This window comes from Sutcliffiella horikoshii (assembly GCF_019931755.1).
In the GTDB taxonomy this organism is placed as follows: Bacteria; Bacillota; Bacilli; order Bacillales; family Bacillaceae_I; genus Sutcliffiella_A; species Sutcliffiella_A horikoshii_E.
On sequence record NZ_CP082918.1, the window covers coordinates 305,024 to 330,925 of the forward strand.

Here is a 25,902-nt window from a genome sequence, read left to right on the forward strand (position 1 = left end):
GCCATTTCTTATATTCCTCCTCTAAATTTAAGCGTTCTCTTGTCCATATCCTTTTTATGGGAAGGTTAAACCTTATGATGCTTTTCTTGGCAGAATTATTTTCTTTATGAAGGTGCTTTCGCTATAATAGTGGGTAGCAGTCGGAAGCAGAGGAGTGAAGAGCGTGTCCATTTCAGATGAATTTGCTTTTATTAAAGATATTCAACCTGATCGATTATTTCATGCTGAGAAGGTAGTTGGAATCGGAGACGACGCGGCCATTATCGGAGTGGAAGAAGGCTTCGAGAAAATTGTATGTGTCGATACGATGGTGGAAGGTGTTCATTTTACACGTAAAACGATGAAGCCGTTTGATATCGGCTACAAGGCATTGGCGGCTAATATCAGTGATGTGGCGGCAATGGGTGGATATCCTTTGTATTACCTTGTATCCATTACGATCCCAAAGAGCTGGACGCAGGAAGAACTGAAGACTATCTATGATGGGATGAAGACGCTTGGGGAGCAATATGAGATGGATCTAATTGGCGGTGACACGACTTCCGGCAAAACGATGGTATTGAGTGTATTTGTGATTGGCAAAGTGGAAAAAGGCAAAAGGCTGCTTCGCTCCAATGCGCGCGATGGAGATGTAGTGTTTGTCTCTGGAACGGTGGGGGATGCGGCAGGCGGTCTAGATATTCTTTTACATAATAAGAATGCCGGTAAGTTTGAGGCATTAGTAGAGAGCCACCAGCGTCCGAAGCCACAAGTCGCACTGGGAAGGATTTTAAGTGAGTTTGAACGTGTTTCTTTAAACGATGTGAGTGACGGCTTGGCAAGTGAGCTTTTGGAGATTGCAGAGGCGAGCCAGGTAGATATTTTAATAAATAAGGAAACAATACCTATAAGTGAGGATTTACAGCGTTATGATGCGGAAAATGCCCTTAAGTGGGCTTTGACCGGTGGGGAGGACTTCGAACTGGTCGGTTCCATTCCTGAAGTGGACTGGGCTAAACTGCAGAAGGAGTGCCTGACAGCCGGAATGAAGATTACGAAAATAGGGACCGTTTCTAGTGGCGAAGGACAGGCGTTCTTGAAAAGTCATGACGGCGTGCAGGAATTGAAAAAAGAAGGTTATAATCATTTTAATAGAGGTTAGGAGTAGGATGATATGTTGCAAGTGGAGCTTATGACACATTCTGCCGAGGAGACCATGGCAAAGTCCGAGGCGCTTGGCAAGTTGATGGAAGGCGGAGAGGTTCTGTTGTTGGAAGGGGATCTTGGCGCCGGAAAGACGACGTTTACGAAAGGGTTGGCCAAAGGACTGGAAATCAAGAGGAATGTGAACAGTCCGACTTTTACCATCATCAAAGAGTATCAAGGCCGTCTCCCCCTTTATCACATGGATGTGTACCGCTTGGCTAACAGTGAAGAGGACTTGGGTTTTGATGATTATTTTGAAGGGGAAGGGGTCACGGTCGTAGAGTGGGCCCATCTGATTGAAGAATTTTTGCCAAGTGAACGGTTGGAAATCTATATCTATCACCATGGCGACGATGAACGAAAGATCGTTCTCACACCTAAAGGGGAAAGATATGAAGCTATATGTAAGGAGTTAATGGAATGACCAAAGTGTTAGCGATTGATACGTCCACCTATGTGTTGGGCGTTGCAATAGTAGAAGAGGATAAAGTGATCGGGGAACTGGTCACAAATGTGAAAAAGAACCATTCGCTGCGCGCGATGCCGGCAGTGGAAAAGTTGATGCAGGACTGCGATGTCACTCCTTCTGAACTTGATAGGATTGTAGTCGGAAAAGGCCCTGGGTCTTATACGGGAGTAAGGATTGGTGTGACGCTTGCTAAGACGTTGGCCTGGTCATTGAACATTCCGCTTGTTGGGATTTCTAGTCTGGAACTTGTTGCGGCGAACGGCCGTTATTTTGCCGGAAGTATCTGTGCTTTGCAGGATGCGAGACGCGGTCAGGTGTACACTGGGCTGTATCGTTTTAAAGAGGACGAGTTGGTGACAGAGATTGAGGACGTCAACATCTTGATGACAGACTGGCTGCAGGCTTTAAAAGACAGGCAGGAACAGGTGTTGTTCATCGGAAATGATGTGCACCTTCATAAGGAAACCATCATAGAGTACCTTGGGGAACTGGCGTATTTTGCACAAGTCAGCGAACATAACCCAAGACCAAGTGAGCTTGCTTTTCTTGGCTTGAAAAGGGAGGCCGAGGATGCTCATTCCTTTGTGCCGAATTACACGAGGCTTGCTGAGGCAGAGGCGAAATGGCTGGAAAGTAAAGAAAAATAGGTGAGCGGAATGAATTCTTTGATTGATATAACAAAAATGACGGTTTACGATATTGAAGGAGTGCACCGGGTGGAGTTGAAGTCGTTTGCTACACCTTGGACGCAGGACGCCTTCTATTATGAACTGACCAACAATCCGTATGCTCATTATCTCGTGATGAAAGAGGAGAATCGGGTAATCGGTTATTGTGGGATTTGGATTGTGATGGGGGAAGCGCAGATTACAAACATTGCGGTGGATCCAGCTTGTCGCGGCAGGAAGCTTGGCGATCTTTTACTAGGAAAAGCAATGGAATATTGTAAAATGGTCGGAGCAACCACTGTTTCGCTTGAAGTAAGGGTATCGAATGTAGTGGCGCAGGGACTCTACCGAAAACACGGCTTCCAAAACGGCGGAATCCGGAAAAAATACTATGTGGATAATAATGAAGATGCACTAGTGATGTGGGTGAATATATGAAAATAAATGAAGCAAAAGATGAACTAATATTAGGAATTGAAACGAGCTGTGATGAGACAGCTGTCGCGATTATTAAAAATGGCAAGGAAATCGTGGCGAATATCGTCTCCTCGCAGATTGAGAGTCATCAACGTTTTGGCGGAGTGGTACCAGAAATCGCTTCCCGTCATCATGTCGAGCAAATGACAGTGGTATTAGAGGAAGCGTTGGAACAGGGCGGCGTGACCATGGCAGACATAGATGCAATTGCTGTGACAGAAGGACCGGGACTTGTTGGTGCACTGTTGATCGGTGTGAATGCAGCAAAAGCGCTGGCGTTCGCTCACCAGAAGCCACTTGTCGGCGTTCATCACATTGCAGGCCATATCTATGCCAACCAGCTTGTGGCAGACCTAGACTTCCCATTGCTTGCGCTCGTCGTTTCAGGCGGGCATACAGAGCTTGTGTACATGAAAGAGCACGGTTCTTTTGAGGTAATCGGGGAAACGCGTGACGATGCTGTAGGAGAAGCTTACGATAAGGTGGCTCGCACGCTTCAGCTGCCATATCCGGGAGGACCTCACATCGACCGTATGGCTGCAGAGGGAACACCTTCTATTAAGCTGCCAAGAGCGTGGCTTGAAGAAGACTCCTATGATTTCAGCTTTTCAGGTTTGAAGTCAGCTGTTATCAACACCCTTCACAACGCCAAGCAAAAAGGGGAGGAAATTGTCCCTGAAGACCTTGCGGCAAGTTTTCAAGAAAGCGTGATTGAAGTGCTCGTTGGAAAAACGATTCGCGCGATGAAGGAATATGGCGTGAATCAAGTGTTGCTTGCAGGCGGTGTAGCGGCAAACAGAGGGCTGCGTGCAGCATTGCAGGAAGCTTTAGATAAGGAAGAGAAGAACTTGGTGATTCCACCGTTATCCTTGTGTACGGACAATGCTGCGATGATTGCGACTGTGGGCAGTGTGATGTATCGATTAGGAAAGCGATCTGGAATGGATTTGAATGCAAACCCAGGATTGGATATTGAGAAGCCTTTTAACTGACTTTGTGCAGTTGAAGGGCTTTTTTTGTTGTGGTTGCTTGATAGGCAAGGGCTTACAAGGTGGGAACATGTTATCCACACTCCTGTGGATTAAATGTGGATAGTTACCCGAATATCCACTAAAATAAACCTCCAAAATGTGAATAAAAAATGTGGATAACTTTGTGCATTTTTGTGGATAGTGTGGATAGTTATCTTGGAAACTTATAAAACAAGGGTGGATATGTGTATAAACCTGTGGGTAAGTGGTGCTAGTCGACAAGCTTCAGCAGAATACCTTTTTTGTTCGACAAAATGTGCGTTCCCGGATGGGGAGAGTGTTGGTAACTTCGGATTGAAGGTGGATGTGGAGTGTTCTATCGGATGGAAGGGTGGCATTGTGAGTGGCTTCGGTCGTATAGGAGGGCTCTATTAGACTGAAGGGTAGCTTTGTGGGTAGCTTCGGTAGTATAGAGGGCTTCTATTGGACGGAAGGGTAGCTTTTGGTGTTGCTTCGGTAGTATAGAGGGCTTCTATTGGACGGAAGGGTAGCTTTGTGGGTAGCTTCGGTAGTATAGAGGGGTTCTATTAGACGGAAGGGTAACTTGGCAGGGAGCTTCGGTCGTATAGACCGCCTCTATAAGACTCTTTTGGTGCTCAGCAAGTCGCTTCGGGCAAATAGAAAACTTCAAAGCTACCTGACTTTTAATTGGGTGGCTGGAATAACTTTTATCAACGCCCGAAACGGATGCAACTGATCTAAAAAGGTAACAGAGAGGCTGTATCAGTGACCGAACTGGCATCGATGAACCAAGAACGGTAACAGAGGAGCCTTCTCAGTGACCAAACCGGCTCTGTTTACCCAAGTTTGGTAATAGAAATCAAATTAATTTTGCAAAAATCGTTAATAACCCCATTGACTTCTCCCTCTCTAACTTATATAGTTAGTTACATAACTAATGAACCAAATAACACAATAACTAAAACACCAGTCAACCCAAAGAAGGTGAAATCAAATCATGGAAATCAACCTTAAGAGTGACATCCCCATTTTCCAGCAGGTGGCCGAACTGATCGAGAGCGGCATCTTAGAAGGCAGCATGCAGGAGGGAGAGCGGGTGCCGTCTACTAACGAATTTGCGAAGTATTATCAGATCAATCCAGCAACAGCAGCGAAGGGAATCAATCAGTTGGTCGATCAGGAAATCCTATTTAAGAAAAGGGGAGTAGGAATGTTTGTGGCAGAGGGAGCAAAGCAAATCATCCTTACAAAAAGAAAAGCGGCATTTTTTAAAGACTATATCGTTCCGTTAAAAAAGGAAGCAAGCAAGCTTGGTATAACAGAAGAGGAATTAGCGACATTGATCGGCAAGGGGGAAGAGCAATGAAAATAGAGGTAAAGAATGTATCCAAAATCTACGGAAACAAAAAAGCTGTGGATAACATGTCACTAACGCTTGAGGAAAACAAAATCTATGGCCTGCTCGGACGAAACGGTGCAGGTAAAACGACACTAATGCAAATGCTAGCAGGTCATGCGCTTCCTTCATCAGGAGAAATCCTCATCAACGGTCAGAATCCATTTAACAATAGAGGCATAACCAAAGATATCTGCCTTGTGAACGAAAGTAACAACTTCATCAAACGTCTTAAAATCAAAGATATTTTAAAAGTGGCTTCGCTTTTTTACCCGAACTGGTCATGGGAGACTGCAAATGCACTGCTCACAACCTTCAATCTAAATCCGACTCTCAAAACGAAAGGCTTATCAAAAGGGATGGAATCCTCGCTTGGGATTATCATTGGGCTTGCCAGCAGAGCGAAAATCACCATTCTGGATGAACCGTATATCGGACTTGATGCAGCGGCCAGGTTTAAATTTTATGAGGTGCTCTTAGAAGAATACGAAGAGTTTCCGAGAACGATTATTTTATCCACACATCTGATTGATGAAGTGAGTAACTTGTTTGAAGAAGTTGTGCTGATGAGAAGTGGGCAGCTTGTTTTCCACAAGTCCACAGAGGAGCTACTTGATTCAAGTATCACGATATCAGGGAAAAAGGAAGCGGTGGATGAGTTCTCACAAGGCAAGCGCGTGTTGCATGAATCGATCCTAGCAGGAAGAAAAACGGTAACATTATACGGCGAAGGATTAACAGTTGAAGAGGCGACCCAGCACAACTTGGATGCAGACCGGAGCTCCATTCAGCAACTAATGGTGTATATGACAGAGGAAGAGTTAAAGGGAGGGAAGCAATATGCTTAAGGATATGAAAGCAGTACTCTATTACTTGGCTGTGGATATGCGGTTTTCGTTCATGGTGTTTTGGTCCATTCTGTTGCTCAGTTTGACTGCCATGTTCCTTATTGTCCTTTCCTTTGACACGACGATGGTTGTTTCCACAAGCATGGCCATTTATATTTTCTGCGGCATCACGGGTTTTTTGACAACCAAGGAGACGTTCCCTTATTGCATTAAGTTTGGTGCGACAAGGAACCAATACTTGCTCAGTGTTTTGATCTATTGTAGCGTCGTGGCAGTGGTGTTTTCCACCATCCATGTCATCGTTAAGAGCATTTTCGATGGGCTTGTAGGCATGGCAGCAAGCGGGAGCTTCCTCACTTACCATACGGTTGAGATGACGACTTTGGCAAATACATGGTATAACCAGCTGTTTGTAGATCTGGTCATCTGTTTCCTTCTTTTATCACTTGGCTTTTTGCTTGGCACCATCTTTTACCGCCTTGGTTTAATTGGGGGATTTGGAACATTAGCGCTGCTTGCAATTGCTTTTCTCCTGCCCACTACAAGGGATTTCTTGTTGGATGCCTTGGTGGATATGGATGGATGGAAAATAGGCCTGAACTTTGTCCTGTTGTTGGCTATTGCACTATTCGCTTACCTGCCGAACTGGGGAATGCTGAGGAAAGCATCCACTTTGTCCAGTGCGACGAGATAGAAATATAACAAAACCGCACAGTCCAGTCTGTGCGGTTTTTGCTAGTTACGCTGTTTTTTCTTTTGGAAAAATAAATAGTAAATTCCAAGACCCAACCCTGCAAGGTTGATAGCCAGCATGACGAAATAATACGCTTCGATCGGGCCGGTGAAGATATAGTAAAAGTATCTGATGGTGTTAATAATAATGACCATTAATAATACAATCGAAAAAAATCTATTCATCCATATCCCCCTAAAATATTTAAACAAGCTCTTCCCATTCCTCCATCAAGGCAAAAAGCCTTTCCTGAAACGCTTCATTCGCAGTGTTCAGCTCCAGCACCTTCTCGTGATCTTGATAAACTTCAGGCAAGCAAAGCTCGCTTTCGTTATGCTCGATTTTCTGCTCAAGCTCTTCCATTTCTTTTTCAATTTCTTCCACACGGCGTTTGCGCTGGCGTTCCAGGCGCTTTGCTTCTTTTTCCTGTTCGTAACTCATTTTCTCAGGTGCGTCACTGGTTGCAGTTGAAGTGACCTTTGAACCTTTGGAACTCGCAGTCTCTGCTTCCAATCGCTCAAGCTCCAACGCTTCTTCTTTTTTCTCGACATAATAGTCGTAGTCCCCAAGGTACTCTGTAGCCCCTACCGTGCTCAGCTCATACACCTTCGTCGCCAGTCTATTAATAAAATAACGGTCATGCGAAACAAACAGAATCGTTCCGGGATAATCAATCAGAGCATTCTCGAGGATTTCTTTGCTATCTAGGTCCAAGTGGTTAGTAGGCTCATCCAAAATCAGCACGTTTGAGCGCTCCATCATCAGCTTGGAAAGGGCAAGCCGCGCTTTTTCGCCACCACTCAACGTGGATACAGGCTTCAGCACGTCATCGCCGGAAAATAGGAAGTTTCCTAGAACGGTCCGGATTTCTTTCTCCATTTTTTGAGGATATTCATCCCAAAGCTCCGCTAGAACGGTTTTGTTGGAAGTAAGGTCTGCCTGCTGCTGGTCGTAATAGCTGATCGACACATTGGCGCCAAAGGAAAAGCTGCCTTCAAGCGGCTTTAATTTTCCTACAAGCGTCTTTAATAAGGTAGACTTCCCAATCCCATTTGGGCCAACAAGTGCGACACTGTCGCCGCGGCTCATGGAAAAGTCGACATGGCGGAAGACAGGATTTGTATCATAGGAAACAGATAAATCTTTCGCCTTAAGGACATCGTTCCCGCTTTGACGGTCGATATCGAACATGATGGATGCAGACTTTTCGTCGCCTTTAGGACGGTCCATCACTTCCATCTTTTCGAGTTGCCTGCGACGGCTTTGGGCGCGTTTGGTAGTTGAGGCACGTGCCAGGTTCTTTGCTACAAAATCTTGCAGTTTGGCAATCTCGTCTTGCTGCTTCTCAAACATTTTCATCTCGCGCTCATACTGCTCGGCCTTCTGCTCTAGATACTTGCTGTAGTTTCCGATGAACTTAGCGGATTGCTTACGCGAAATCTCATAAACAATGTTGACGACCTTGTCCAAGAAATAGCGGTCATGGGAAACAATCAGCAGGGCACCAGGGTAGCCTTGGAGGTAGTTTTCCAGCCAGGAAAGGGTGTCGATGTCCAAGTGGTTGGTCGGCTCATCCAGAATGAGCAGGTCCGGCTTGGTCAAAAGTAGTTTCGCTAAGGCTAAACGTGTCCGTTGTCCGCCACTGAGCGTTTCAATTGGTGTTTCGTAATCGTACTCGGAAAAGCGGAGGCCGTGCAGGACGGAGCGGATATCTGCTTCATATTGAAAGCCGCCTTTTTGTTTGAAGGCTTCTTGCACTTCGTCATATTCTTTGAGAATGCGGGCGTATTGCGTCTCATCTTCAAAATAAGCGGGATCTCCCATTTTCGCTTCAAGGGTGCGCATTTGTGTTTCGAGTTCGCGCAGGCCGGTGAATACGGTCAACATCTCGTCCCAGATCGAGCGCTCAGTCTGTAAACCTGTGTCTTGAGCGAGATAGCCGATCGACACGCCTTTAGGTTTAATCAGGTCTCCTGAATCAAAGGAAAGCTGATTGGATATGATTTTTAATAGAGTGGATTTCCCTGCCCCGTTGCGTCCGACTAGGGCAATTCGATCTTTGGATTGTACTTCTAGTTTTATATTCGATAAAATAAGGTCAGCGCCGAAATATTTGGTCAGCTGATTTACCTGTAAAATAATCATCATCTTCACCTCGTGTAATTCTAGGTTAAGTGTATCTTTCTTTGGGGTTTACATCAAGATTTTGGGTATCTTGCTTTTGGTCGAGGGCTGGTTTTGGCCGAATCGCCCGTAAATCGGGATTATCGCCCGTAAATTTTTATTTTCGCCCGATTCCGGACAGGGCACAAAGGCAGGGTAAAATAGTATAGACATAGAAATGTAATCGTTTTCGTTCCATGTTAAAATAGAAAAGCAAACAGGTTCGACAAATGGGGGAGTAAAATGAATAACGAACAAATGAAAATTCCACAGGCAACGGCAAAGCGCCTGCCGTTATATTATCGTTTCATCCAGAATTTGCATTCGTCTGGCAAGCAGCGCGTGTCATCTGCGGAGCTTAGTGAAGCGGTAAAGGTAGACAGTGCCACGATCCGCCGGGACTTCAGTTACTTTGGTGCGTTGGGGAAAAAGGGATATGGATATAATGTTCAATATTTGTTAACTTTTTTCAGGAAAACGCTCGACCAAGACGAATTGACATATGTTACTCTAATAGGTGTAGGTAATTTAGGAACCGCCTTCCTACATTATAATTTTATGAAAAACAATAATACGAAAATAGTGATGGCCTTTGATGTGGACGAGTCCAAGATCGGCTCGGAAATCGGAGGAGTCCCTGTTTATCATTTAGACGATATTGAAGAGCAAATGCCAGAGAATGTTACGGTAGCCATCTTGACGGTTCCGGCTCCGGTAGCGCAGCCAATAGCGGATAGACTTGTAGAAAAGGGCGTAAAGGGCATACTGAACTTTACACCGGCCCGTATCAATGTTCCGGAAGAGATACGCATCCATCACATTGATTTAGCGGTGGAACTGCAGTCATTGGTATATTTTCTCAAGCACTATCCAAGCGAGTAAAAAAGATGTAGAATAAGAATATTTCGAGGAGGTGTCAAATATGGGTTCATTAGGAATGGGAAGCCTCTTACTTATTGTATTTGTAGCACTACTTATTTTCGGTCCAAGCAAGTTGCCTCAACTTGGGAAAGCAGCAGGTAACACGTTGCGCGAATTCAAAAACGCAACTAAAGGATTGGCCGATGACGACGACGCTAAAGAGAAAAAAGAAGAAACGAAGTAATGTAAGGATGAACATATATGCTAGATAGAGAAATGTCGGTGTATGACCATATAGGCGAGCTCCGAAAAAGAATCATCATCACAGCATCCTTCTTTTTCGTTTCGGCAATCGGCGGCTTCTTCTTGGCCGAACCGATCATTGTCTATTTACAGCAAACAGATGAAGCGAAAGAGCTGACGATGAACGCCTTTCGTATGACAGACCCCATCAAGATCTTTATGCAATTCGCCTTTCTAATTGCATTTATCATCACGTTCCCCGTCACCCTCTATCAGCTTTGGGCCTTCATCAGCCCGGGCTTGTTAGAAAAAGAACGGAGAGTAACGTTAAGCTATATACCAATTTCCATTTTCCTATTTTTAAGCGGACTAGCTTTCTCTTACTTCATTTTATTCCCGTTTGTCGTGGATTTCATGGGTAGACTAGCAGACCGATTGGAAATAAACCAGGTAATCGGAATCAACGAATACTTTCAATTCTTATTTCAGCTGACCCTACCGTTTGGGTTGCTATTTCAAATGCCAGTAATTGTGATGTTCTTAACAAGGCTGGGCCTAATTACACCAGACATGTTGGTGCAAATCCGTAAGTTCGCTTACTTTGCGCTGCTTGTAGTTGGTGGAATGATAACACCGCCAGAACTGATCTCACATTTGATGGTAACCGTCCCGCTGTTCATTCTATATGAAATCAGCATTGTGATTTCCCGCGTTTCTTATAGAAAAGCGCAGAAAGCGGCAGCGTTGATGGAGCAGGAAGAGAAGATGAATAATTAGATTAGATGACGCAGGCTCGTCCCTTTTTGAGAAGGGGGCGGGCTTGTTTTTGGATTGGAGGGGGCTGCGGCCGCGGAGGTAATTTTTTTTTGGGGCGTCGGGACAGGTGGCACGGGAGCGATGGACCGGATGGATCTGGTGGACTGGATCAGTGGGTCAAAGGGACAGATGACGGTGCAAATCGTGCAAAATGTCCGAAGATTTTCGAAAGTTGACCGAAGTTTCCCAAAATGTGACCAAAGATTTGGCGAAGTTGACCGAAGTTTTTCCGAATTTGTCCGAACGAAATTTTGAGGTGTCCCAAGGTCGTCCAGAGTTGACCAAACACCGACTTCAAATGTCCGAACATCCTGCTAAGAAACAAGGAAATTGTCCGAACACCTGAGCGAATTGACCGAACCCTCCCAGACACCCACCAAAACGAGTATTTCCCCCTGTTTTTGTTCAAAATAGGTAACATTTCAAAACATCCTCGCTCCAACCCCAAAAGAACAACCCTAATTACCCAAAAACACTTCTAGTAAGACTAACCCAAAACATCCCCCAGTAAGAGCTAACCCCAAGTTGATTGCAGTGAAAGGCGCGCAGACGCCCGCGGGAAGAAGGGACAAGTGAGACCCCACAGGCGCAAGCCGAGGAGGCTCACGGACCGCCCGCAGGCAAGCGAAGCGCCTGAAACGGAAATCAACTGGATCCACAGACTCCCCCTAAACAAAAAGACCCGCACCCTTCAACAGGTACGAGTCTCCAATCACTTTTTCTTCTGTTGTATCTCTTTTATCTTCTGATGCAGCAGATAAGACCGAATGGCGACGCCAAAGTCAAAGGTGGCAATAAGCATCAGCAGGATGGTGTGCCAGTGCCAGATGGTATCCCTCACAGAAACAATCGCCAGGTACAAGAACAAGCTGCCCATGATCGCATAGAAGAAAACCATTCTTAATGGTGTTATTTTCATGTGCAAATCCTCCAGGTAAGTTCAGCTCTAGCGGAGAGCTGTTTAAAAGAACGAAATGAAATTCGGTAAGTTCTGTTGCATTTCTTCCATTTGACGCATCATTTCTTCAATATCATCGCGGAACACATATTGCACGATGACCACAAACGAGTTCATGGCAACGTGGGCGATAATCGGAACGATGATGCGGTTTGTTTTTACATATAGGAAAGCGAAAATGCCCCCCATGACAAAGTATATCAGCAGATGCTCGAAATCTTGATGGACCACCGCAAAAAGCAGGGAACTAACCGTCAGCGCGATGGCAAAGTTAAACTTCTTATAGATGGAACCGAAAATGATCTTACGGAAAATAATTTCCTCTAATATCGGTCCAGCGACTGCAACGGCAAAAATCATGACAGGGAATGCGGAGACAAACCCCATGATTTGTTGGGTGTTCTCAGATCCCGGCTGGATGCCGAAAAGTTGCATTTGAATTTGTGCGGCAAGCGCCTGACCGATCAGAGCGAGTGGAAAGCCGACAACCGACCAGAGTACTGTTTTTGGGATGGAAGCCGTTTCGCCTCGGAAGTCCCCTTTGGTCCATTCGTTGCGGAGTATCCAGGCAACAATGGCCAATCCAATCGTAAAACTGATAAATGCCCAGACACCGATGAGATAAGGCTCTCTGGTGGCACGCTCCATGCCATCCCCGACGCCAAGCCAGATCAACAGCGGGTAACCAAGCAATCCGGACAGCTGCATCAGGACATATGTAATAATGACCAACCAATAGTTTTTTGTCATAATAAGCTCCTCTTTTTCAAGGCTATTTTCGTAATAGTTGTTGTTTTATCGTATGAATAAAGCGCTCGTTATACTCCATACTGTCGTGCTCTTTTCTTCCGAAATCAGAAAAGATTACACAGAAAAATAGAGTAGATAAGCGGTAAAAAGTCCAATTGCCGACTTTTTACTAGGTATAGCAACTACCTTTGTGAAAAGAGCCTTATGCATTATTCACTTTTCGTATTGTACCATATAATCTATATGTCCTTGTAACGATAAGGTTTCCCTGAATGTGGCGATTTTACGAAAACAATCTCAATTCGACACGTTTAAACAGGAAAGCACATGAGGATAATGAAAAGGGTTGCAAGTCTAAAATTTTTTAGATAAAGATACTTGCAAAACAGAAGCAGATTCATTATTATAATAATTGTGTTAGCACTCAAGTGTTAAGAGTGCTAATAAAAAATAATCCATTACATATGAAACCAAGGAGGTTGTTTTCATGTTAAAGCCATTAGGCGATCGCATTGTAATTGAACTTGTTCAATCAGAGGAAAAAACGGCAAGTGGTATCGTATTACCGGACTCTGCGAAAGAAAAACCTCAAGAAGGTAAAGTAGTAGCAGTAGGATCTGGTCGCGTACTAGAAAGCGGAGAGCGTGTAGCGCTTGAAGTTGCAGAAGGCGACAGCGTAATTTTCTCTAAATACGCAGGAACTGAAGTGAAATTCGAAGGAAGAGAACTTCTTATCCTAAAAGAAACAGACGTACTTGCAGTAGTAAGCAAATAATCAACTAGCGGCCAGAGAGTAGCCGCATTACTTATAATTTTTAAATTTCCTAAGGAGGTCTATCTATCATGGCAAAAGAAATTAAGTTCAGTGAAGAAGCCCGTCGCTCCATGCTTCGCGGTGTAGACAAACTAGCTGATGCAGTGAAAGTAACATTAGGACCAAAAGGACGTAACGTAGTACTTGAAAAGAAATTCGGTTCTCCACTAATCACAAACGACGGTGTAACAATCGCGAAAGAAATCGAATTAGAAGATGCATTTGAAAACATGGGTGCGAAACTTGTAGCAGAAGTTGCAAGCAAAACAAACGACGTTGCCGGTGACGGTACAACTACTGCAACAGTTCTTGCGCAAGCAATGATCCGCGAAGGATTAAAGAACGTTACAGCTGGTGCAAACCCAATGGGTATTCGTAAAGGTATTGAAAAAGCGGTTGCTGTAGCAATCGAAGAATTAAAAACAATCTCTAAACCAATCGAAGGCAAAGCTTCTATCGCACAAGTTGCAGCAATCTCTGCAGCAGACGAAGAAGTAGGTCAATTGATTGCAGAAGCAATGGAGCGCGTTGGTAACGACGGTGTTATTACGCTTGAAGAGTCCAAAGGCTTCACTACAGAACTTGAAGTAGTAGAAGGTATGCAATTCGACCGTGGATATGCATCTCCATACATGGTAACTGACTCTGATAAAATGGAAGCTGTTCTTGAAAACCCTTATGTGTTAATCACAGATAAGAAAATCACGAACATCCAAGAAATCCTTCCAGTTCTTGAGCAAGTAGTACAACAAGGCAAGCCGTTGTTACTGATTGCAGAAGACGTAGAAGGCGAAGCATTGGCTACATTAGTAGTGAACAAATTACGTGGAACATTCAATGCAGTAGCAGTTAAAGCTCCTGGATTCGGTGACCGTCGTAAAGCAATGCTTCAAGACATCGCAGTACTAACTGGCGGAGAAGTAATCACAGAAGAATTAGGTCTTGACCTAAAAACTGCGAACATCAGCCAATTAGGACGCGCTGACAAAATCGTTGTAACTAAAGAAAACACGACTGTTGTAAACGGACACGGCAACACGGAAGAGATCCAAGCTCGTGTTGGCCAAATCCGTGCACAATTAGAAGATACAACTTCTGAATTCGACCGTGAAAAATTACAAGAACGCCTAGCTAAAATCGCTGGTGGCGTAGCTGTAATCAAAGTTGGAGCGGCGACAGAAACAGAACTAAAAGAGCGCAAACTTCGCATTGAAGATGCTCTAAACTCCACACGTGCTGCAGTTGAAGAAGGAATCGTAGCCGGTGGTGGTACGGCTCTTGTAAACATCTACAACAAAGTAGCGGCAATCCAAGCGGAAGGCGACGAAGCAACAGGTATTAAAATCGTTCTTCGCGCAATCGAAGAGCCTGTACGCCAAATCGCGCACAACGCTGGTCTAGAAGGATCTGTCATCGTAGAACGCCTGAAAAAAGAAGAAATCGGCATCGGATTCAACGCAGCAACTGGCGAGTGGGTAAACATGCTTGAAGTTGGTATCGTAGATCCGACTAAAGTAACTCGCTATGCACTTCAAAACGCAGCAAGCGTATCTGCGATGTTCCTAACTACTGAAGCAGTAGTAGCAGACATCCCAGAAGAAAACGCTGGCGGCGGCATGCCTGACATGGGCGGCATGGGTGGAATGGGCGGAATGATGTAATCTGTCCTTCAAACTCTTGATTTAGAAGGATTTGATAGTAAGGTGAGAGTGAAATGCTAACATTTTGTTAACATAGAGGTAATTTAACGGAGGCTTCTCATAAGTTCAATGAACTTGTGGGAGGCTTCTTTTTATTTCCTAATTTACGTTGTGCATATAAAAGTGAAGCAATTGCCCTGTTTTGTCTAGTGGTTAGGATAGTTGCTTCTTGATCTAACATAAACTGAATTTTGTCAAATTATTATATTTACATTTTGACGAAAAAACATAGGTATTGTAAAAAAATTCAAAATTTGAAGTAATAGTTTTAAGCTGTTAAAGAAAGTACATAAAACTCATTAAATTAGGAAGGGGATTTTAAATGACTATTGATTGGACAACCGTTATTACCCACCTATTTACACTTATACTCGGAGCAACAGGGGGTTATGTTTTTAAGTCAATAAGGATAACTCGAAAAAACATTAATAAAACAAAAGGAAAAAATAGTCCTATTCTTAATAACAAAGGTGATGTAAAGGGTCATTTCGGTGATGGAAGATGACAGGAAGTAAAAATACTACAAAAGGTGATAATAGTCCAGTTTATAACAATAATGGTAATGTATACAACTCAAACGTTATACATATGAGAAGTGACTTTATTAATCCCTATAACCTTAAAATGGTAATAAACTTTCTGGAATTAGAGCTTGAAAATGATATAGAGCCTAATCCAGGTGTTGAGGATGATGTTGGATTAAATAGGATAAACATTGTAGCCAAAAATACTATTAATAATTTAGAAGAAGAAGGATCTAATGATTACAACAAAGTCATAATTGAAAGCAGTATTTATTTTAAAACTATTAAAGATATACTTGCTGACCCTCGTAATAAAAAATTAAAGAAATCATACAATAATATAAAGAAGACCATCAATAGAAAAATCCCAGAAATTAAAAGAGAAAAGGAATATTTTTGCGAAGTAATTAATGATATTATTGATAGATTTTTAAACTCAAATGATATAGAGATCCTAGAGAATGAGGAAATGGTTAGTGTTGTAATACATTTTATGTATTATATATGTCACATTGGAGAGAACGGTGATACCAATGCTGAAACCGGATAAATTTACAGAGTTAAATAGAAGTTTAATTTATGTAGTTGCAATATTAATAAAGCTATTCAAAGAAAATGATTACAAGTGTAGCTACGGAAAGCTTTATAATGAATTGGAAAAACAAATTGGTGATGATGCGTTATATTTCTTTTTACCGGCAATTGATTTTTTATTTTTACTTGGTAAAGTTGACTACGATATCGATTCTGACTTCTTGGAGATGGAAATATGAAATTATCAAGGTTGTATAGCGATGATTCAAGGTTTAAAGATATAGAATTTAAAAATGGATTGAATATCATATTTGGTTATGTTCATGATAAAAATGTTAATGATCCCCACAATCTTGGGAAAAGTGCTCTTGTACAGCTGATAGATTTCATGCTGCTTAAGGAAGTGAAAAAAGGAAACTATTTTTACAACAAGAAAAAGGTTTTTAAGAATCATACATTTTATCTTGAATTAAAACTAAATAAAGGTGACTATTTAACAATTAGAAGATCTTTTAGTAACGTAACAAGAGTAGATATCAAAATAATCAATTATTCTACAAAACTGTTGGATTGTGCAGAATGGGATTATACAAATTTAGTTCTAAATACTACGAGTGAAAATGTGATTCCGGCTACAGCAATTTTAAATGAAAAGTTGAACTTTGATATATTAGGAGATTATGATTATCGTAAGCTAGTAGGTTATTTTATTAGAACTCAAAACGACTATAGTGATGTTTTCCAATTAAAGAAGTTCTCAAGCTCTACAGATCAAGTATGGAAACCTTTTGTATATGAATTATTAGGGTTTGATAGTATTCTTCTTTTTAAAAAATATGAACTAAATAGTGAAATTGATGCTTTAAAAACAAAAATAAAAAATATGGAAGACTATTATAGTGCTTCAGATATAGATAGAATTAACGGCCAAATTGATATTCTGAATAGAGAAAAAGAAATATTGGAACAGGATCTTGACTCCTTTAACTTCTATTTAAATGAAAAACAAATTAGTAAAGTATTAATTAATGAGATTGAAAACAAATCGATTTCCTTACAAAACAAAGCATATAATTTACGGGCTGACATTGACCTTATTGAAAATTCTTTAGCGACGAAAGAGTTTCTTGACTTTGACTACATAAAAGAGCTTTTTGAAGAAGTCGAAATTTACTTTAGTGATCAACTTGAAAAATCATATGAAGATTTAATTAGTTTTAACAAGTCTTTACTAGAAGATAGAAGGGTTCATTTATCAAAGCTTCTTATTGACAAACAAGCAGAGCTTAAAGTTGTCGATGAAATGCTAAAAGACTTAGGAAAACAACGGTCAGACATCTTAAATGTGTTACAAGATAGTGATGTTATAAATAAATACAAAAATTTGAGAGCAAATTTAATTGAAAAGGAAAAGAGCATTCAGAGTCTTGAGACCCAAAAAGATATAATTTCACAAACAAGAACAGATATCAAAGAGTTAAATGAAAAAAAGAAGGAACTGGAAAAAATAAATCAAACAATAGATACGAAAATAGAAAGTGGAAATCAGGTTCTAAATGATATAAGGTATCTATTTAAGACTTACTTTGAAGCTATAACAAGTAAGAATGGAATAATTGATATTTCAACTAATACAACTTCAAATGTCGAGTTTAATGCGGGTATTATAACAGATGGTGGAGCTTTGACCCATGAAGATGAAGGTTTTTCATATCGAAAAATGCTGTGTATGTGTTTTGATTTAGCTATATTAAGCTATTATTCTAATAAAAGTTTCTTTAAATTTTTATATCATGATGGACCTTTTGAGGCATTACATGAAAATCGCAAATGGTCTTATCTTGAATTTATTGAAGAATATTGTAATGAAAATGATGTGCAGTATATCATAAATTTAATTGATTCAGATGTCTCTAAAGATAAATTAAATAGAAGAGATATTGTATGTGAGCTTGAGCAAACTGAAGATGGATCAGGTGCGTTATTTGGTTTCAAGTATTAGAAAGGTAAGGAATAAAGTAAAATGTATTATGAAAGGATATAGTTCATTGATTAAATATATAACGAAATATAACCAAGATGATGTACCAACCTTATTTGGTCAGATAATTTTAGATATTGAGTTAATAGAAGACCCTCCGTTTTACATAATAGTTACCGATGATAATCAAAGTTGCTTTTTAGGATATATAGAAGTGTTTGCAGAATTTATATCATGTAGAGTGGTTTCAAGAGTCTTTGAATTGAATCAAGTTTTAAAGAATCCAGATAATTATATCTTGGAACACGAAAAAGAAATTAAAGAAATTAGAGTAGGCGATTTTAAAAGTATTGAATTGAATATCAGGAGTTTAAAAGAGGCTCTCGAAGTCTCTAGTATTATAGTCTCAAATAAAAACAGTTTTTTATTTAGGGGCCAAGCAAATAAAGAATGGACGATTGAGAGTAGTTTATTTAGAAAAGGATACAATCAAAGTAAGGAACCGCAATTATATTCTGAGATTAGGCGTATAAATCATGATCAATTTAGTTCTAATGATTTTAATCAACTAACCAGTGATATGCAACATTATGGGATTCCTACTAGGCTTGTGGATTGGACTAGCAATATTTTTAATGCAATCTATTTCGCCTGTGTAAGTGGTATGGAAGATTTAAGTAAAGATGGAGCTGTTTTCTTAATGGATTGTCCGGAGATATTAAATGTGGATTCGGAAACTTATAAGGATATTCAATCTTTTTTAGAATACAGATATGGTTACAAAGATGATGTAGAAGCAATATTCCCTATTCTTTCCAAAGTATATGAGTCCGATAAAAAGTATAAATTCATAGAAATTAGGCTTTCTAACGAGAGAATAAAACGCCAAAATGGTTACTTCTCCCTATGTTTTGAAGCTAGTGAAGATGAAGCCAACGGTTTTTTAAAGTATATGTTTAATGAATATCTAAAAAGAAATAATAGTAATGTTCCAGACCAACATCTAGATAAAGTTGTCGATCTAATAAGGATACCTCTTGATAATTCCATTAGAGATCCTATTTGTCACCGGGTTGAAGAGTATAATTCTATAGCTTCTGAGCATCCAATAGACTTGGAGGGGTTAAAGGAGGCTTTAGATAGATTCAGTAGTATTAAACCTTTTACTCATATAATGAATGATATTCAAAAGCATGATCAGCATATAAAAATAATTATTCCTTCTACATATAAGAAAGATATTACTATTGAGTTAGATAAAGTTGGGATTAATAGTAGTACCATATATCCAGATCTAGAAGGTATGACTAAGTATATCAAGGAAAAGTATTCTAATTAAGGTGGAGGAATTAGAATGGAATACAAAGAAGCTCGATTAAGAAATCTGAAAATAAAATTATATAAAGTATCACTTTCTAAAGGTAAGGTATTAGAACACTCTCATAGTATAGAAGCTATTAATAAAAAATTATTTTTCAAAAAATCTGATATAAAAGACCATATTGAATCTTTTTTTAACTCTAGTAATGAAAAATACTTAATAAAACCAGAAATAAAAAAAGAGTTTGATAATTATTTTGAGAAGTATGATCAATATTCATCAGAACAAGAAGAACTTAAGATGATATTAAAAACTAATTATGAATATATAAGAGACATTTATATAAATTTAAAACCAACTGAAGAGGCCAATGAAAAAATTCAGAAAACAAAAGAAATAGCTGCTAAGTTGCATTGGGTATATTTACCTATATATCCTGAGCAAACCATAATAAATTCAGGGATTATTCCCGAAGAAAATACTGAAGAATATTATGAGCACTTTCATACTATTGAAGATTTGTACAGAGTAATATATGAAAATGCTGAAATCGAATGGAATAGTATAGAAGGGGATATTAACTTGAATTCCCCATTGAAAATGAGGGTTTTCTCTTCTAGATGGGGGCATTATGATACCTATTCTGTAAAAAGAACTATGAAAGGGTGGAATTTCAAGCATTTATCATATGATGTCGATTGTTCCAAAGATGGAACAATAAATAGTACAAAGGAAGACGGACTTTATAATATATTAGCCCATGATTCAATTCAATATCCTTATGATGGGGTTAGGTATGCACTAAGAACTTTGTGGAAAATTGCGGACTCTACTAGCATGTCTTCTAAGGAATTAGAAATTAAGCTACAAGATATAGCAGATTGGATTAATGCTGTAGAGAAAGCAACAAAAAGTAATCAGCCTAATTGGGTAGGATATTATTAAAGTCACTCATGAAAAAATGCTAACATCTTGATAACGTCATCCCATAAAAAGCAGGTGCTAAACCCCTTAATAGTAAAGGTTTTTTAGTGTGAAAATGTAAATAGGAAGAGGCTTTCATTAGTTGACTAAACAATAGAAAGCCTCTTTGTTAATGTTCGGAACAATGACCATGAAAGCTTTGTCTCTATTATGAAACCACCTCTCATCCCTCAAACCCTACCAAGAACACCCCGGATACCCATATATATCCTGCACTGTAAACACATCATACTGCTTCAAAGCAAACTGTGCATGGTACAAGTATTCCATCACCAATAGCTTCCCACCAGAGATCCCACATAAAACCCCCGAAGCCCCTGTCCCATCTACAAACGAGATCCCAATAGGCTGATTCATTAAGTACGGTATTTTTTGTTGCCAAGGCATAGCTGACACTCCTCTCCCTCTAGTGTATAACCCATATAGCCGTAAAGTGCCTGTATGAATGTTGTGGGCTGAACATGTGTACAGCACCGTGCATAGGTTAGATGTAACAATTAAATGTGTGCAGGGGAGGCTAATATGAATAGGTATTATTACAATTCCAACTGGAGGATTACTGGTGTGGTGGCTTCGGCAACTGGGGATGTAAATGGCGATTTGATCCCTGATAGTGTGTTTGTGACAGGTTATAGAGAATCAGAGGGTTACATCATACAGAATATGGTGCTTGGTATCCGGGATGGAGCAACAGGTGTCTCGGTTAGTATTCCTCTGAAGGAAAATATGGGGTATGATCCGATGCTGTTTTTGGGTGATTTTACGGGAGACGGGGTCAATGATATTTTCATTACCTTCCCTACAGGTGGCAGCGGTGGAACGACCAATACCTATATTTATTCTTTTGTTAACAACGAACCACGTTTGTTGTTTGACTCGGATGCATTTAACCAAGCGTATCAATATAAGGTAACGTATAAGGACAAATATAAGGTGGAAGTAGTTAGTGAAAGAAATAATGCTAAGTATCTTATCGATCTTTCCCTAAGGGACCCTGAGTATTTAAATGGAATTTATGATGCCAATGGCAAATTGAAGGCGCCTTTCAGTGGGTGGGTGGATCCCATAAGCGGAATATACCCAGTTGATTTTGGATTTGATGGTGTATTTTATTTACTTGCCTATCAACAGATTGCCGGAAGCTACCATGCAGATACGGTCGGTACGATGCAGAATAGACTTAAGTGGAATGGTTATATGTTTGTGCTGGACTATCAGGATTTGGCGATCTATGGGGCTGATAACAGTTGAAAAACATGATTTATCATAGAGGAGCGGGGCGGTTCTAGCGCTCAGCAGGAAGTATGAGAACCGTCCTTCTACTTCCTGGGAGTGACAAACGGGCTTCCTTTTGGGATTAGGGTTTTGGAGTAAGGAATTAATCTCCGCTACTTTTTAAAGGCGAAATTTTATATAATTACTTGAAAAAGTACATTGAAGTAAGGTGATAAAATGATACATACATATTCAGGAGAAACCATCCATTTTGAGATAAAATACAAAAATCGCAAATCCATTGCCATTCATATGGACGTCTATGGAAATGTGGAAGTCCAGGCTCCTAAAGGTACACAGGATGAAAAAGTGATTCAATTGCTGGAGGAAAAGTGGGAACTGATTCAAGAAAAATCAAAAAAGATGAAGGACAGGCTGCTTGGGCAGCAGGAGAAGGAATACAGTCAGGAGGAGAGGGTTCTTTATTTAGGAAACACCTATCCTGTAAAGGTTTATCAAGATACTACTATTGAACAAGATTATGTCGTGTTTGATGAGAAACATATAAATGTATATGTGAAACAGGTGGAGGACGGAAGGATAAAACAAGCTTTAAAGAGATTTTATTACCAGCAATGCAAAGCTATAGTGGAGAAGAGTGTAAGATCCTATCAAAGTAACTTTAAAGTAAAACCACGGTCTATCCGTATATCTGATAGTAAGACTACATGGGGAACCTGTGATTCCCAATTACAGTTAACTTTCAATTGGAAGTTGGCCATGGCTCCAATGAAAGTAATCGATTATGTAGTAGTACACGAAATGTGCCATATGATTCATCTTAATCACGACCGCTCCTTCTGGCGGCTTGTAGGAAAAATATCGCCTGATTATAAAGAACAGGAAAATTGGTTGGCGCTGTCAAGTTGGAAGATGACTATTTAGGCAGGAGAGGCTTAGGGAAGGAGGACAGGTTTCATGGATCCAACAAAAATTCAAAAGGAAGCAGAAGGACCGTCCCCCTGCTTCCCATTTCTATATTACTACAGTAGTTTCATTTATGAAATATGAGGAAATGCTTATGGAAATATTTAAAAAATAATTTAAATTCCATATAATAGATATGTTGGGATATAATGTAGGGAGAATTAAATTTTAAATAATAAAATAATACTGCTTTAAGAACAAATAGATTAAAAAATAAAGTAAAGTGGGAGTTACCAGTGGAAGTTAAAGAAAAAATTGAAAAGTTTAGTCAGGAGTATGAGTTAAGTCAATTTACTTTTAGTAATTATTGTAGCACCGTTGCGAACATTTTAAAGTCATTATTAAAAAAGCATTCTCTCCAGTATCAAATTGTAGCAAGCCGTTTAAAAGATTTTTCATCAATAGAAAATAAATTGATAAAGGGCTCTTTACCTGAGGGTATAAGCACTATTTTTGATATAGATGATATAGCAGGTTGTCGTGTTATTTTTTATTTGGAAAGTGATATCCAGAAGTTTTCAAATTTGCTTTATGATGAGTTTATGGTTGAGAAGCATAACTTGAGATATTCAGAGGATGGGTATAACGCTTTACACTTAGTAGTAAAGCTTAATAAAAATAGGTTAGAATTGATGGAATATGCGGAGTTTAATGAATTAAAGTGTGAAATACAATTGACAACAGTTCTTTTTCACGCTTGGTCGGAAATGTCACATAATATTATATATAAGCTTCCCGATGGACTTTCAGAGTTTGATGAACAATCTGTTAATGCTCTTAAAAAACAATTCGGAGAGGTCATGAAAAATCAAATTAAGCCTGCTAGTTATACTTTTGAATTTATAAATGAGAGGTTTGAAAAACTAAAGCAAGGTAAACAGATTTTCGATGTAAATTTTTTGCAGAGCATCATGTTTGCATTATCACGTAATGAAGTTTATGAAAAAGTAAGTTTGCTTCATCAATTTATAATCGAATTTGGTGATAAGACGCCTGATGGTTTTAACTTAACAGAATTTATTCCTAAAATTATTCAAAAATCTAGAGAGCTTGAAACAACTGATGTTGAAACTGCATTAGGAAGCATGTATGGATTTGAACATTATCATGTTGTTGAGAAATGTCTAGATATATTAAATCAAATTAGATATCTCTATTTAGAAGACACTTTAGATATACTTTTGATATTATCTATCGATGATGGACCAAAAATTAGGGAAAAAGCCATTCAGGTTCTTATTAATCTATGTAAGTATAATTTAAAAGTTATTGATAAAGTTGGTTACTTTCCTCAAATGCAAATGGTATCCAAAATAAAAAAAGAGTTAGCTATAGCCATTGATTTTAATAAGTGGGTTGTTTTAAAAACAATTTTTTCAAATCTATTAAAGCTAGAATTTGATGACGTTTCATTTACTGATTATAAGGAAATTAGTATTCGGACAGGAACCATAGGATTAAATTCACATCTCCAAGAAATTAGAAAAGAAGTAATTGACCTATTGGAGTATATTTATCAAAATACTTTTGAAATTGAAATTAAGGTAGAGATAATAAAGATATTAATGGAAGTCACTAACTTACCTAGAAGAGTAGAGTATAATCAGCAAATCCACGAATTAGTAAGAGAAAATGCAAATGAAGTCATTAGCTGGCTATTGGACAATTTTGCTGGGTTTCAACTTTTGGAAATTAAGGCTATTGATGAAAATTCTTTTAGATTAAAACAATTAATACCTGAGTCTGAAGAAATAAAAAGATTAATTACTTTAATAGAAATGGACATTGAATATGAAGTTTTCAAAACTTTGGTCGGTAGTGATTTATCATATAGTAGAGACCTTGGATGGCGAGAGGCTGAAGATTTAAGACGGGCTGGCATAATTAAGTATCAGAATGAGATCAATAGTGAAAACTTCCCTTCTTGGGAAAAGAGAATAGTATCAATTGCTACTTGCTGTACCGGTACTAACTTATGGGAATTTGGAAATTTCCAAACCTTTTTATTTGGAATAGGAAAATTAAAGCCGTCATTGGCCAAAAATGTGATTATCAATAACGAAGAAAAGTTAGAGGTTTTCCTCCCTAACTTAATTGCAGGAATATTGTATTCTGATAAGGAAAATGTTGCTAAGGAATTTATAAAAGATTGGATAACACAAAATAAATATATAGAGCAATGTGCAGCAGTATTTAACTTAGTTGAAGAACATGATTTTGAATTGATGGAGCAAATCTTTCTTAAAGCTTCTAAAGAGACAAATATAAAGGCATTATTTAATTTACTTCATGCAATTATACGAAATGTCGATTGTTATGAGCAATCAAGCATTTTATTTGTTGAAATTGTTAAAGAGCTTTCAAAACATGAACAATACAATTGGACTAGCTTGATTTGGTATGATGAAAACTCAATTTTACATTTTTTAAAAGAGGAAGACTTAGAAGTTATACTAGGTGAGTTAGAAAAGTATAATACCTTAGGAGTTCATGAAGAGGAGATATTAAAGCCTACTTGTATAAAAGAGCCAGAAAAGGTTATTTATTTTTTTGGAAGACGTATTGAAAAAGAAATACAAATGCAAAATCAGGGTAAAAACAGATTAATAGATAAATACGATGCGGTCCCGCATAATTTTTATGAATTAGATAAATTTTTAATAGATAAATCAGAAATAATTTTGCCACAGATAATACAATGGTTTAATAAATCCGAATGGTTGTACCAATGGGAAGCTGCTCAGTTAATTAAGAATATCTTCCCTAATTTTGAACAACCACTACAGGAGTTTCTTAATACCCTAATTTTCAATGGTGAAGCGAATGAGGCTAAAATTGTTCTAAGAGTTATAAAGGAATACGAAGGTTCTCCTGTTACATATGAAGTATGCAAAAACTTAATAAGAACAAATGTGGGAAATAAGGAAATGATGCAAGAACTAATGAGTGCATTGACACAAACAGGAGTTGTTTCAGGGGAGTATGGGTTTGTAGAGGCTTATAAACAAATTAAGAAAGAAGTTCGTAAATGGCAGAGAGGGGAAAAAAGTCAGGAAATTAAAACATTTGTTGTAGAATTTATGAGATATATTAATCCATTGATACTTCACGAAATTCGAAGGGCAGATAAAAATATAGAGATGATGAAAAGACGATATAATAGTCAATGACTAGCTGAAGGAAAGGGTGTAGCTTAAATTAAGCTACACCTATATTGAGAAACTGATATTTTTCACACTAAATAAATAGAATTTGAGGAACTTTTAAGGTACACATTCCTTAA

General features: G+C 39.2%; 28 protein-coding genes. 23 read left to right on the plus strand and 5 right to left on the minus strand.

Going from position 1 to position 25,902, the window contains the following annotated elements; translation table 11 throughout:
- Positions 1-163: 163 nt before the first annotated feature.
- From thiL to K7887_RS01715, 8 genes are all read left to right on the plus strand, one after another.
- Entirely contained in the window at positions 164-1,141 is a 978-nt protein-coding gene (gene thiL / locus K7887_RS01680) for a thiamine-phosphate kinase (RefSeq protein ID WP_223491889.1), read from the plus strand.
- Positions 1,142-1,153: 12 nt separating this feature from the next.
- The gene (gene tsaE / locus K7887_RS01685; RefSeq protein ID WP_223491890.1) at positions 1,154-1,609 is read left to right on the plus strand and encodes a tRNA (adenosine(37)-N6)-threonylcarbamoyltransferase complex ATPase subunit type 1 TsaE; all 456 of its coding nucleotides are present in this window, start codon (positions 1,154-1,156) and stop codon (positions 1,607-1,609) included.
- Positions 1,606-2,301, plus strand: a complete 696-nt coding sequence (tsaB, locus tag K7887_RS01690) for a tRNA (adenosine(37)-N6)-threonylcarbamoyltransferase complex dimerization subunit type 1 TsaB (RefSeq protein ID WP_223491891.1) — start codon at positions 1,606-1,608, stop codon at positions 2,299-2,301. The genes tsaE and tsaB overlap by 4 nt, the downstream gene beginning before the upstream one ends.
- 9 nt (positions 2,302-2,310) lie before the next feature.
- Positions 2,311-2,760, plus strand: a complete 450-nt coding sequence (gene rimI, locus K7887_RS01695) for a ribosomal protein S18-alanine N-acetyltransferase (RefSeq protein ID WP_223491892.1) — start codon at positions 2,311-2,313, stop codon at positions 2,758-2,760.
- Complete coding sequence (tsaD, locus tag K7887_RS01700) at positions 2,757-3,791, plus strand: tRNA (adenosine(37)-N6)-threonylcarbamoyltransferase complex transferase subunit TsaD (RefSeq protein ID WP_223491893.1); 1,035 nt, start codon at positions 2,757-2,759, stop codon at positions 3,789-3,791. Before rimI ends, tsaD begins: the two co-directional genes overlap by 4 nt.
- A gap of 997 nt (positions 3,792-4,788) precedes the next feature.
- Positions 4,789-5,157, plus strand: a complete 369-nt coding sequence (locus K7887_RS01705) for a GntR family transcriptional regulator (protein WP_088016786.1) — start codon at positions 4,789-4,791, stop codon at positions 5,155-5,157.
- A complete protein-coding gene (locus tag K7887_RS01710; RefSeq protein WP_223491894.1) occupies positions 5,154-6,035 on the plus strand; it encodes an ABC transporter ATP-binding protein in 882 nt (293 codons plus the stop codon). The genes K7887_RS01705 and K7887_RS01710 overlap by 4 nt, the downstream gene beginning before the upstream one ends.
- Complete coding sequence (locus tag K7887_RS01715; protein ID WP_223491895.1) at positions 6,028-6,729, plus strand: hypothetical protein; 702 nt, start codon at positions 6,028-6,030, stop codon at positions 6,727-6,729. Before K7887_RS01710 ends, K7887_RS01715 begins: the two co-directional genes overlap by 8 nt.
- Before the next feature lie 41 nt (positions 6,730-6,770).
- Here the strand turns inward: K7887_RS01715 and K7887_RS01720 are convergent, their stop codons facing one another.
- Positions 6,771-6,953 carry a hypothetical protein gene (locus tag K7887_RS01720; protein ID WP_010191762.1) on the minus strand — a complete coding sequence of 61 codons (183 nt, stop codon included), beginning with the start codon at positions 6,951-6,953 and terminating at the stop codon, positions 6,771-6,773.
- A 19-nt stretch (positions 6,954-6,972) separates the two neighbouring features.
- Positions 6,973-8,913, minus strand: a complete 1,941-nt coding sequence (locus K7887_RS01725) for an ABC-F family ATP-binding cassette domain-containing protein (protein WP_223493558.1) — start codon at positions 8,911-8,913, stop codon at positions 6,973-6,975.
- Between the two features lie 261 nt (positions 8,914-9,174).
- On the opposite strand from K7887_RS01725, the gene K7887_RS01730 reads away from it, so the two are divergent.
- The 4 genes from K7887_RS01730 to K7887_RS22920 all read left to right on the plus strand — a co-directional run bounded on the left by K7887_RS01730 (position 9,175) and on the right by K7887_RS22920 (position 11,027).
- Positions 9,175-9,813, plus strand: coding sequence for a redox-sensing transcriptional repressor Rex (locus tag K7887_RS01730; protein ID WP_148990068.1), 639 nt, complete (start codon positions 9,175-9,177; stop codon positions 9,811-9,813).
- 40 nt (positions 9,814-9,853) lie between these two features.
- Complete coding sequence (locus K7887_RS01735) at positions 9,854-10,036, plus strand: twin-arginine translocase TatA/TatE family subunit (RefSeq protein ID WP_088016791.1); 183 nt, start codon at positions 9,854-9,856, stop codon at positions 10,034-10,036.
- A gap of 17 nt (positions 10,037-10,053) precedes the next feature.
- A complete protein-coding gene (gene tatC, locus K7887_RS01740; RefSeq protein WP_148980374.1) occupies positions 10,054-10,812 on the plus strand; it encodes a twin-arginine translocase subunit TatC in 759 nt (252 codons plus the stop codon).
- An 89-nt stretch (positions 10,813-10,901) separates the two neighbouring features.
- Positions 10,902-11,027 carry a hypothetical protein gene (locus K7887_RS22920; protein WP_263290325.1) on the plus strand — a complete coding sequence of 42 codons (126 nt, stop codon included), beginning with the start codon at positions 10,902-10,904 and terminating at the stop codon, positions 11,025-11,027.
- A 536-nt stretch (positions 11,028-11,563) separates the two neighbouring features.
- On the opposite strand, the gene K7887_RS01745 is transcribed toward K7887_RS22920, so the two are convergent.
- Together K7887_RS01745 and K7887_RS01750 are read right to left on the minus strand one after the other, a co-directional pair.
- Positions 11,564-11,770, minus strand: a complete 207-nt coding sequence (locus tag K7887_RS01745; protein ID WP_223491896.1) for a YdiK family protein — start codon at positions 11,768-11,770, stop codon at positions 11,564-11,566.
- 42 nt (positions 11,771-11,812) lie between these two features.
- Positions 11,813-12,559, minus strand: coding sequence for a CPBP family intramembrane glutamic endopeptidase (locus K7887_RS01750; protein WP_223491897.1), 747 nt, complete (start codon positions 12,557-12,559; stop codon positions 11,813-11,815).
- Between the two features lie 487 nt (positions 12,560-13,046).
- Here K7887_RS01750 and groES point away from each other — a divergent pair, with 487 nt between their 5' ends.
- The 8 genes from groES (at position 13,047) to K7887_RS01790 (ending at position 20,378) form a co-directional block, all read left to right on the plus strand.
- A complete protein-coding gene (gene groES, locus K7887_RS01755) occupies positions 13,047-13,334 on the plus strand; it encodes a co-chaperone GroES (RefSeq protein WP_223491898.1) in 288 nt (95 codons plus the stop codon).
- Between the two features lie 68 nt (positions 13,335-13,402).
- Entirely contained in the window at positions 13,403-15,034 is a 1,632-nt protein-coding gene (gene groL / locus K7887_RS01760) for a chaperonin GroEL (protein ID WP_223491899.1), read from the plus strand.
- Positions 15,035-15,395: 361 nt separating this feature from the next.
- Entirely contained in the window at positions 15,396-15,578 is a 183-nt protein-coding gene (locus tag K7887_RS01765) for a hypothetical protein (RefSeq protein WP_223491900.1), read from the plus strand.
- Positions 15,575-16,147 carry an ABC-three component system protein gene (locus tag K7887_RS01770; protein ID WP_223491901.1) on the plus strand — a complete coding sequence of 191 codons (573 nt, stop codon included), beginning with the start codon at positions 15,575-15,577 and terminating at the stop codon, positions 16,145-16,147. Before K7887_RS01765 ends, K7887_RS01770 begins: the two co-directional genes overlap by 4 nt.
- On the plus strand, positions 16,131-16,370 hold the full coding sequence (locus K7887_RS01775) for an ABC-three component system middle component 8 (protein ID WP_317849250.1): 240 nt from the start codon (positions 16,131-16,133) through the stop codon (positions 16,368-16,370). Before K7887_RS01770 ends, K7887_RS01775 begins: the two co-directional genes overlap by 17 nt.
- Positions 16,367-18,133: a DUF2326 domain-containing protein gene (locus K7887_RS01780; RefSeq protein ID WP_223491903.1), complete on the plus strand. Its 1,767-nt coding sequence runs from the start codon at positions 16,367-16,369 to the stop codon at positions 18,131-18,133. The genes K7887_RS01775 and K7887_RS01780 overlap by 4 nt, the downstream gene beginning before the upstream one ends.
- A 46-nt stretch (positions 18,134-18,179) precedes the next feature.
- Positions 18,180-19,451 carry an FRG domain-containing protein gene (locus tag K7887_RS01785; RefSeq protein WP_223491904.1) on the plus strand — a complete coding sequence of 424 codons (1,272 nt, stop codon included), beginning with the start codon at positions 18,180-18,182 and terminating at the stop codon, positions 19,449-19,451.
- A gap of 15 nt (positions 19,452-19,466) precedes the next feature.
- Positions 19,467-20,378 carry a hypothetical protein gene (locus tag K7887_RS01790; protein WP_223491905.1) on the plus strand — a complete coding sequence of 304 codons (912 nt, stop codon included), beginning with the start codon at positions 19,467-19,469 and terminating at the stop codon, positions 20,376-20,378.
- 216 nt (positions 20,379-20,594) lie between these two features.
- Here the strand turns inward: K7887_RS01790 and K7887_RS01795 are convergent, their stop codons facing one another.
- Complete coding sequence (locus tag K7887_RS01795) at positions 20,595-20,804, minus strand: hypothetical protein (protein ID WP_223491906.1); 210 nt, start codon at positions 20,802-20,804, stop codon at positions 20,595-20,597.
- 135 nt (positions 20,805-20,939) lie between these two features.
- Here K7887_RS01795 and K7887_RS01800 point away from each other — a divergent pair, with 135 nt between their 5' ends.
- The 3 genes from K7887_RS01800 to K7887_RS01810 all read left to right on the plus strand — a co-directional run bounded on the left by K7887_RS01800 (position 20,940) and on the right by K7887_RS01810 (position 25,789).
- The gene (locus K7887_RS01800) at positions 20,940-21,668 is read left to right on the plus strand and encodes a VCBS repeat-containing protein (RefSeq protein ID WP_223491907.1); all 729 of its coding nucleotides are present in this window, start codon (positions 20,940-20,942) and stop codon (positions 21,666-21,668) included.
- A 201-nt stretch (positions 21,669-21,869) separates the two neighbouring features.
- Complete coding sequence (locus K7887_RS01805) at positions 21,870-22,577, plus strand: M48 family metallopeptidase (RefSeq protein WP_223491908.1); 708 nt, start codon at positions 21,870-21,872, stop codon at positions 22,575-22,577.
- Between the two features lie 278 nt (positions 22,578-22,855).
- Positions 22,856-25,789 carry a RelA/SpoT domain-containing protein gene (locus K7887_RS01810; protein WP_223491909.1) on the plus strand — a complete coding sequence of 978 codons (2,934 nt, stop codon included), beginning with the start codon at positions 22,856-22,858 and terminating at the stop codon, positions 25,787-25,789.
- The last annotated feature ends 113 nt before the right edge of the window (positions 25,790-25,902 follow it).

What these genes read in the sequence shown, in the direction of transcription:
- K7887_RS01775 (WP_317849250.1), top strand. Translation starts at nt 16,131, where the DNA reads ATGCTGAAACCGGATAAATTTACAGAGTTAAATAGAAGTTTAATTTAT.
- groL (WP_223491899.1), top strand. Translation starts at nt 13,403, where the DNA reads ATGGCAAAAGAAATTAAGTTCAGTGAAGAAGCCCGTCGCTCCATGCTT.
- K7887_RS01715 (WP_223491895.1), top strand. Translation starts at nt 6,028, where the DNA reads ATGCTTAAGGATATGAAAGCAGTACTCTATTACTTGGCTGTGGATATG.
- tsaD (WP_223491893.1), top strand. Translation starts at nt 2,757, where the DNA reads ATGAAAATAAATGAAGCAAAAGATGAACTAATATTAGGAATTGAAACG.
- tatC (WP_148980374.1), top strand. Translation starts at nt 10,054, where the DNA reads ATGCTAGATAGAGAAATGTCGGTGTATGACCATATAGGCGAGCTCCGA.
- K7887_RS01750 (WP_223491897.1), bottom strand. Translation starts at nt 12,559, where the DNA reads ATGACAAAAAACTATTGGTTGGTCATTATTACATATGTCCTGATGCAG.
- K7887_RS01725 (WP_223493558.1), bottom strand. Translation starts at nt 8,913, where the DNA reads ATGATTATTTTACAGGTAAATCAGCTGACCAAATATTTCGGCGCTGAC.
- tsaE (WP_223491890.1), top strand. Translation starts at nt 1,154, where the DNA reads ATGTTGCAAGTGGAGCTTATGACACATTCTGCCGAGGAGACCATGGCA.
- K7887_RS01730 (WP_148990068.1), top strand. Translation starts at nt 9,175, where the DNA reads ATGAATAACGAACAAATGAAAATTCCACAGGCAACGGCAAAGCGCCTG.
- K7887_RS01765 (WP_223491900.1), top strand. Translation starts at nt 15,396, where the DNA reads ATGACTATTGATTGGACAACCGTTATTACCCACCTATTTACACTTATA.
- K7887_RS01780 (WP_223491903.1), top strand. Translation starts at nt 16,367, where the DNA reads ATGAAATTATCAAGGTTGTATAGCGATGATTCAAGGTTTAAAGATATA.
- K7887_RS01805 (WP_223491908.1), top strand. Translation starts at nt 21,870, where the DNA reads ATGATACATACATATTCAGGAGAAACCATCCATTTTGAGATAAAATAC.
- K7887_RS01790 (WP_223491905.1), top strand. Translation starts at nt 19,467, where the DNA reads ATGGAATACAAAGAAGCTCGATTAAGAAATCTGAAAATAAAATTATAT.
- K7887_RS01705 (WP_088016786.1), top strand. Translation starts at nt 4,789, where the DNA reads ATGGAAATCAACCTTAAGAGTGACATCCCCATTTTCCAGCAGGTGGCC.
- K7887_RS01745 (WP_223491896.1), bottom strand. Translation starts at nt 11,770, where the DNA reads ATGAAAATAACACCATTAAGAATGGTTTTCTTCTATGCGATCATGGGC.
- K7887_RS01735 (WP_088016791.1), top strand. Translation starts at nt 9,854, where the DNA reads ATGGGTTCATTAGGAATGGGAAGCCTCTTACTTATTGTATTTGTAGCA.
- groES (WP_223491898.1), top strand. Translation starts at nt 13,047, where the DNA reads ATGTTAAAGCCATTAGGCGATCGCATTGTAATTGAACTTGTTCAATCA.
- K7887_RS01720 (WP_010191762.1), bottom strand. Translation starts at nt 6,953, where the DNA reads ATGAATAGATTTTTTTCGATTGTATTATTAATGGTCATTATTATTAAC.
- tsaB (WP_223491891.1), top strand. Translation starts at nt 1,606, where the DNA reads ATGACCAAAGTGTTAGCGATTGATACGTCCACCTATGTGTTGGGCGTT.
- K7887_RS01710 (WP_223491894.1), top strand. Translation starts at nt 5,154, where the DNA reads ATGAAAATAGAGGTAAAGAATGTATCCAAAATCTACGGAAACAAAAAA.
- rimI (WP_223491892.1), top strand. Translation starts at nt 2,311, where the DNA reads ATGAATTCTTTGATTGATATAACAAAAATGACGGTTTACGATATTGAA.
- K7887_RS01800 (WP_223491907.1), top strand. Translation starts at nt 20,940, where the DNA reads ATGAATAGGTATTATTACAATTCCAACTGGAGGATTACTGGTGTGGTG.
- K7887_RS01795 (WP_223491906.1), bottom strand. Translation starts at nt 20,804, where the DNA reads ATGCCTTGGCAACAAAAAATACCGTACTTAATGAATCAGCCTATTGGG.
- K7887_RS01770 (WP_223491901.1), top strand. Translation starts at nt 15,575, where the DNA reads ATGACAGGAAGTAAAAATACTACAAAAGGTGATAATAGTCCAGTTTAT.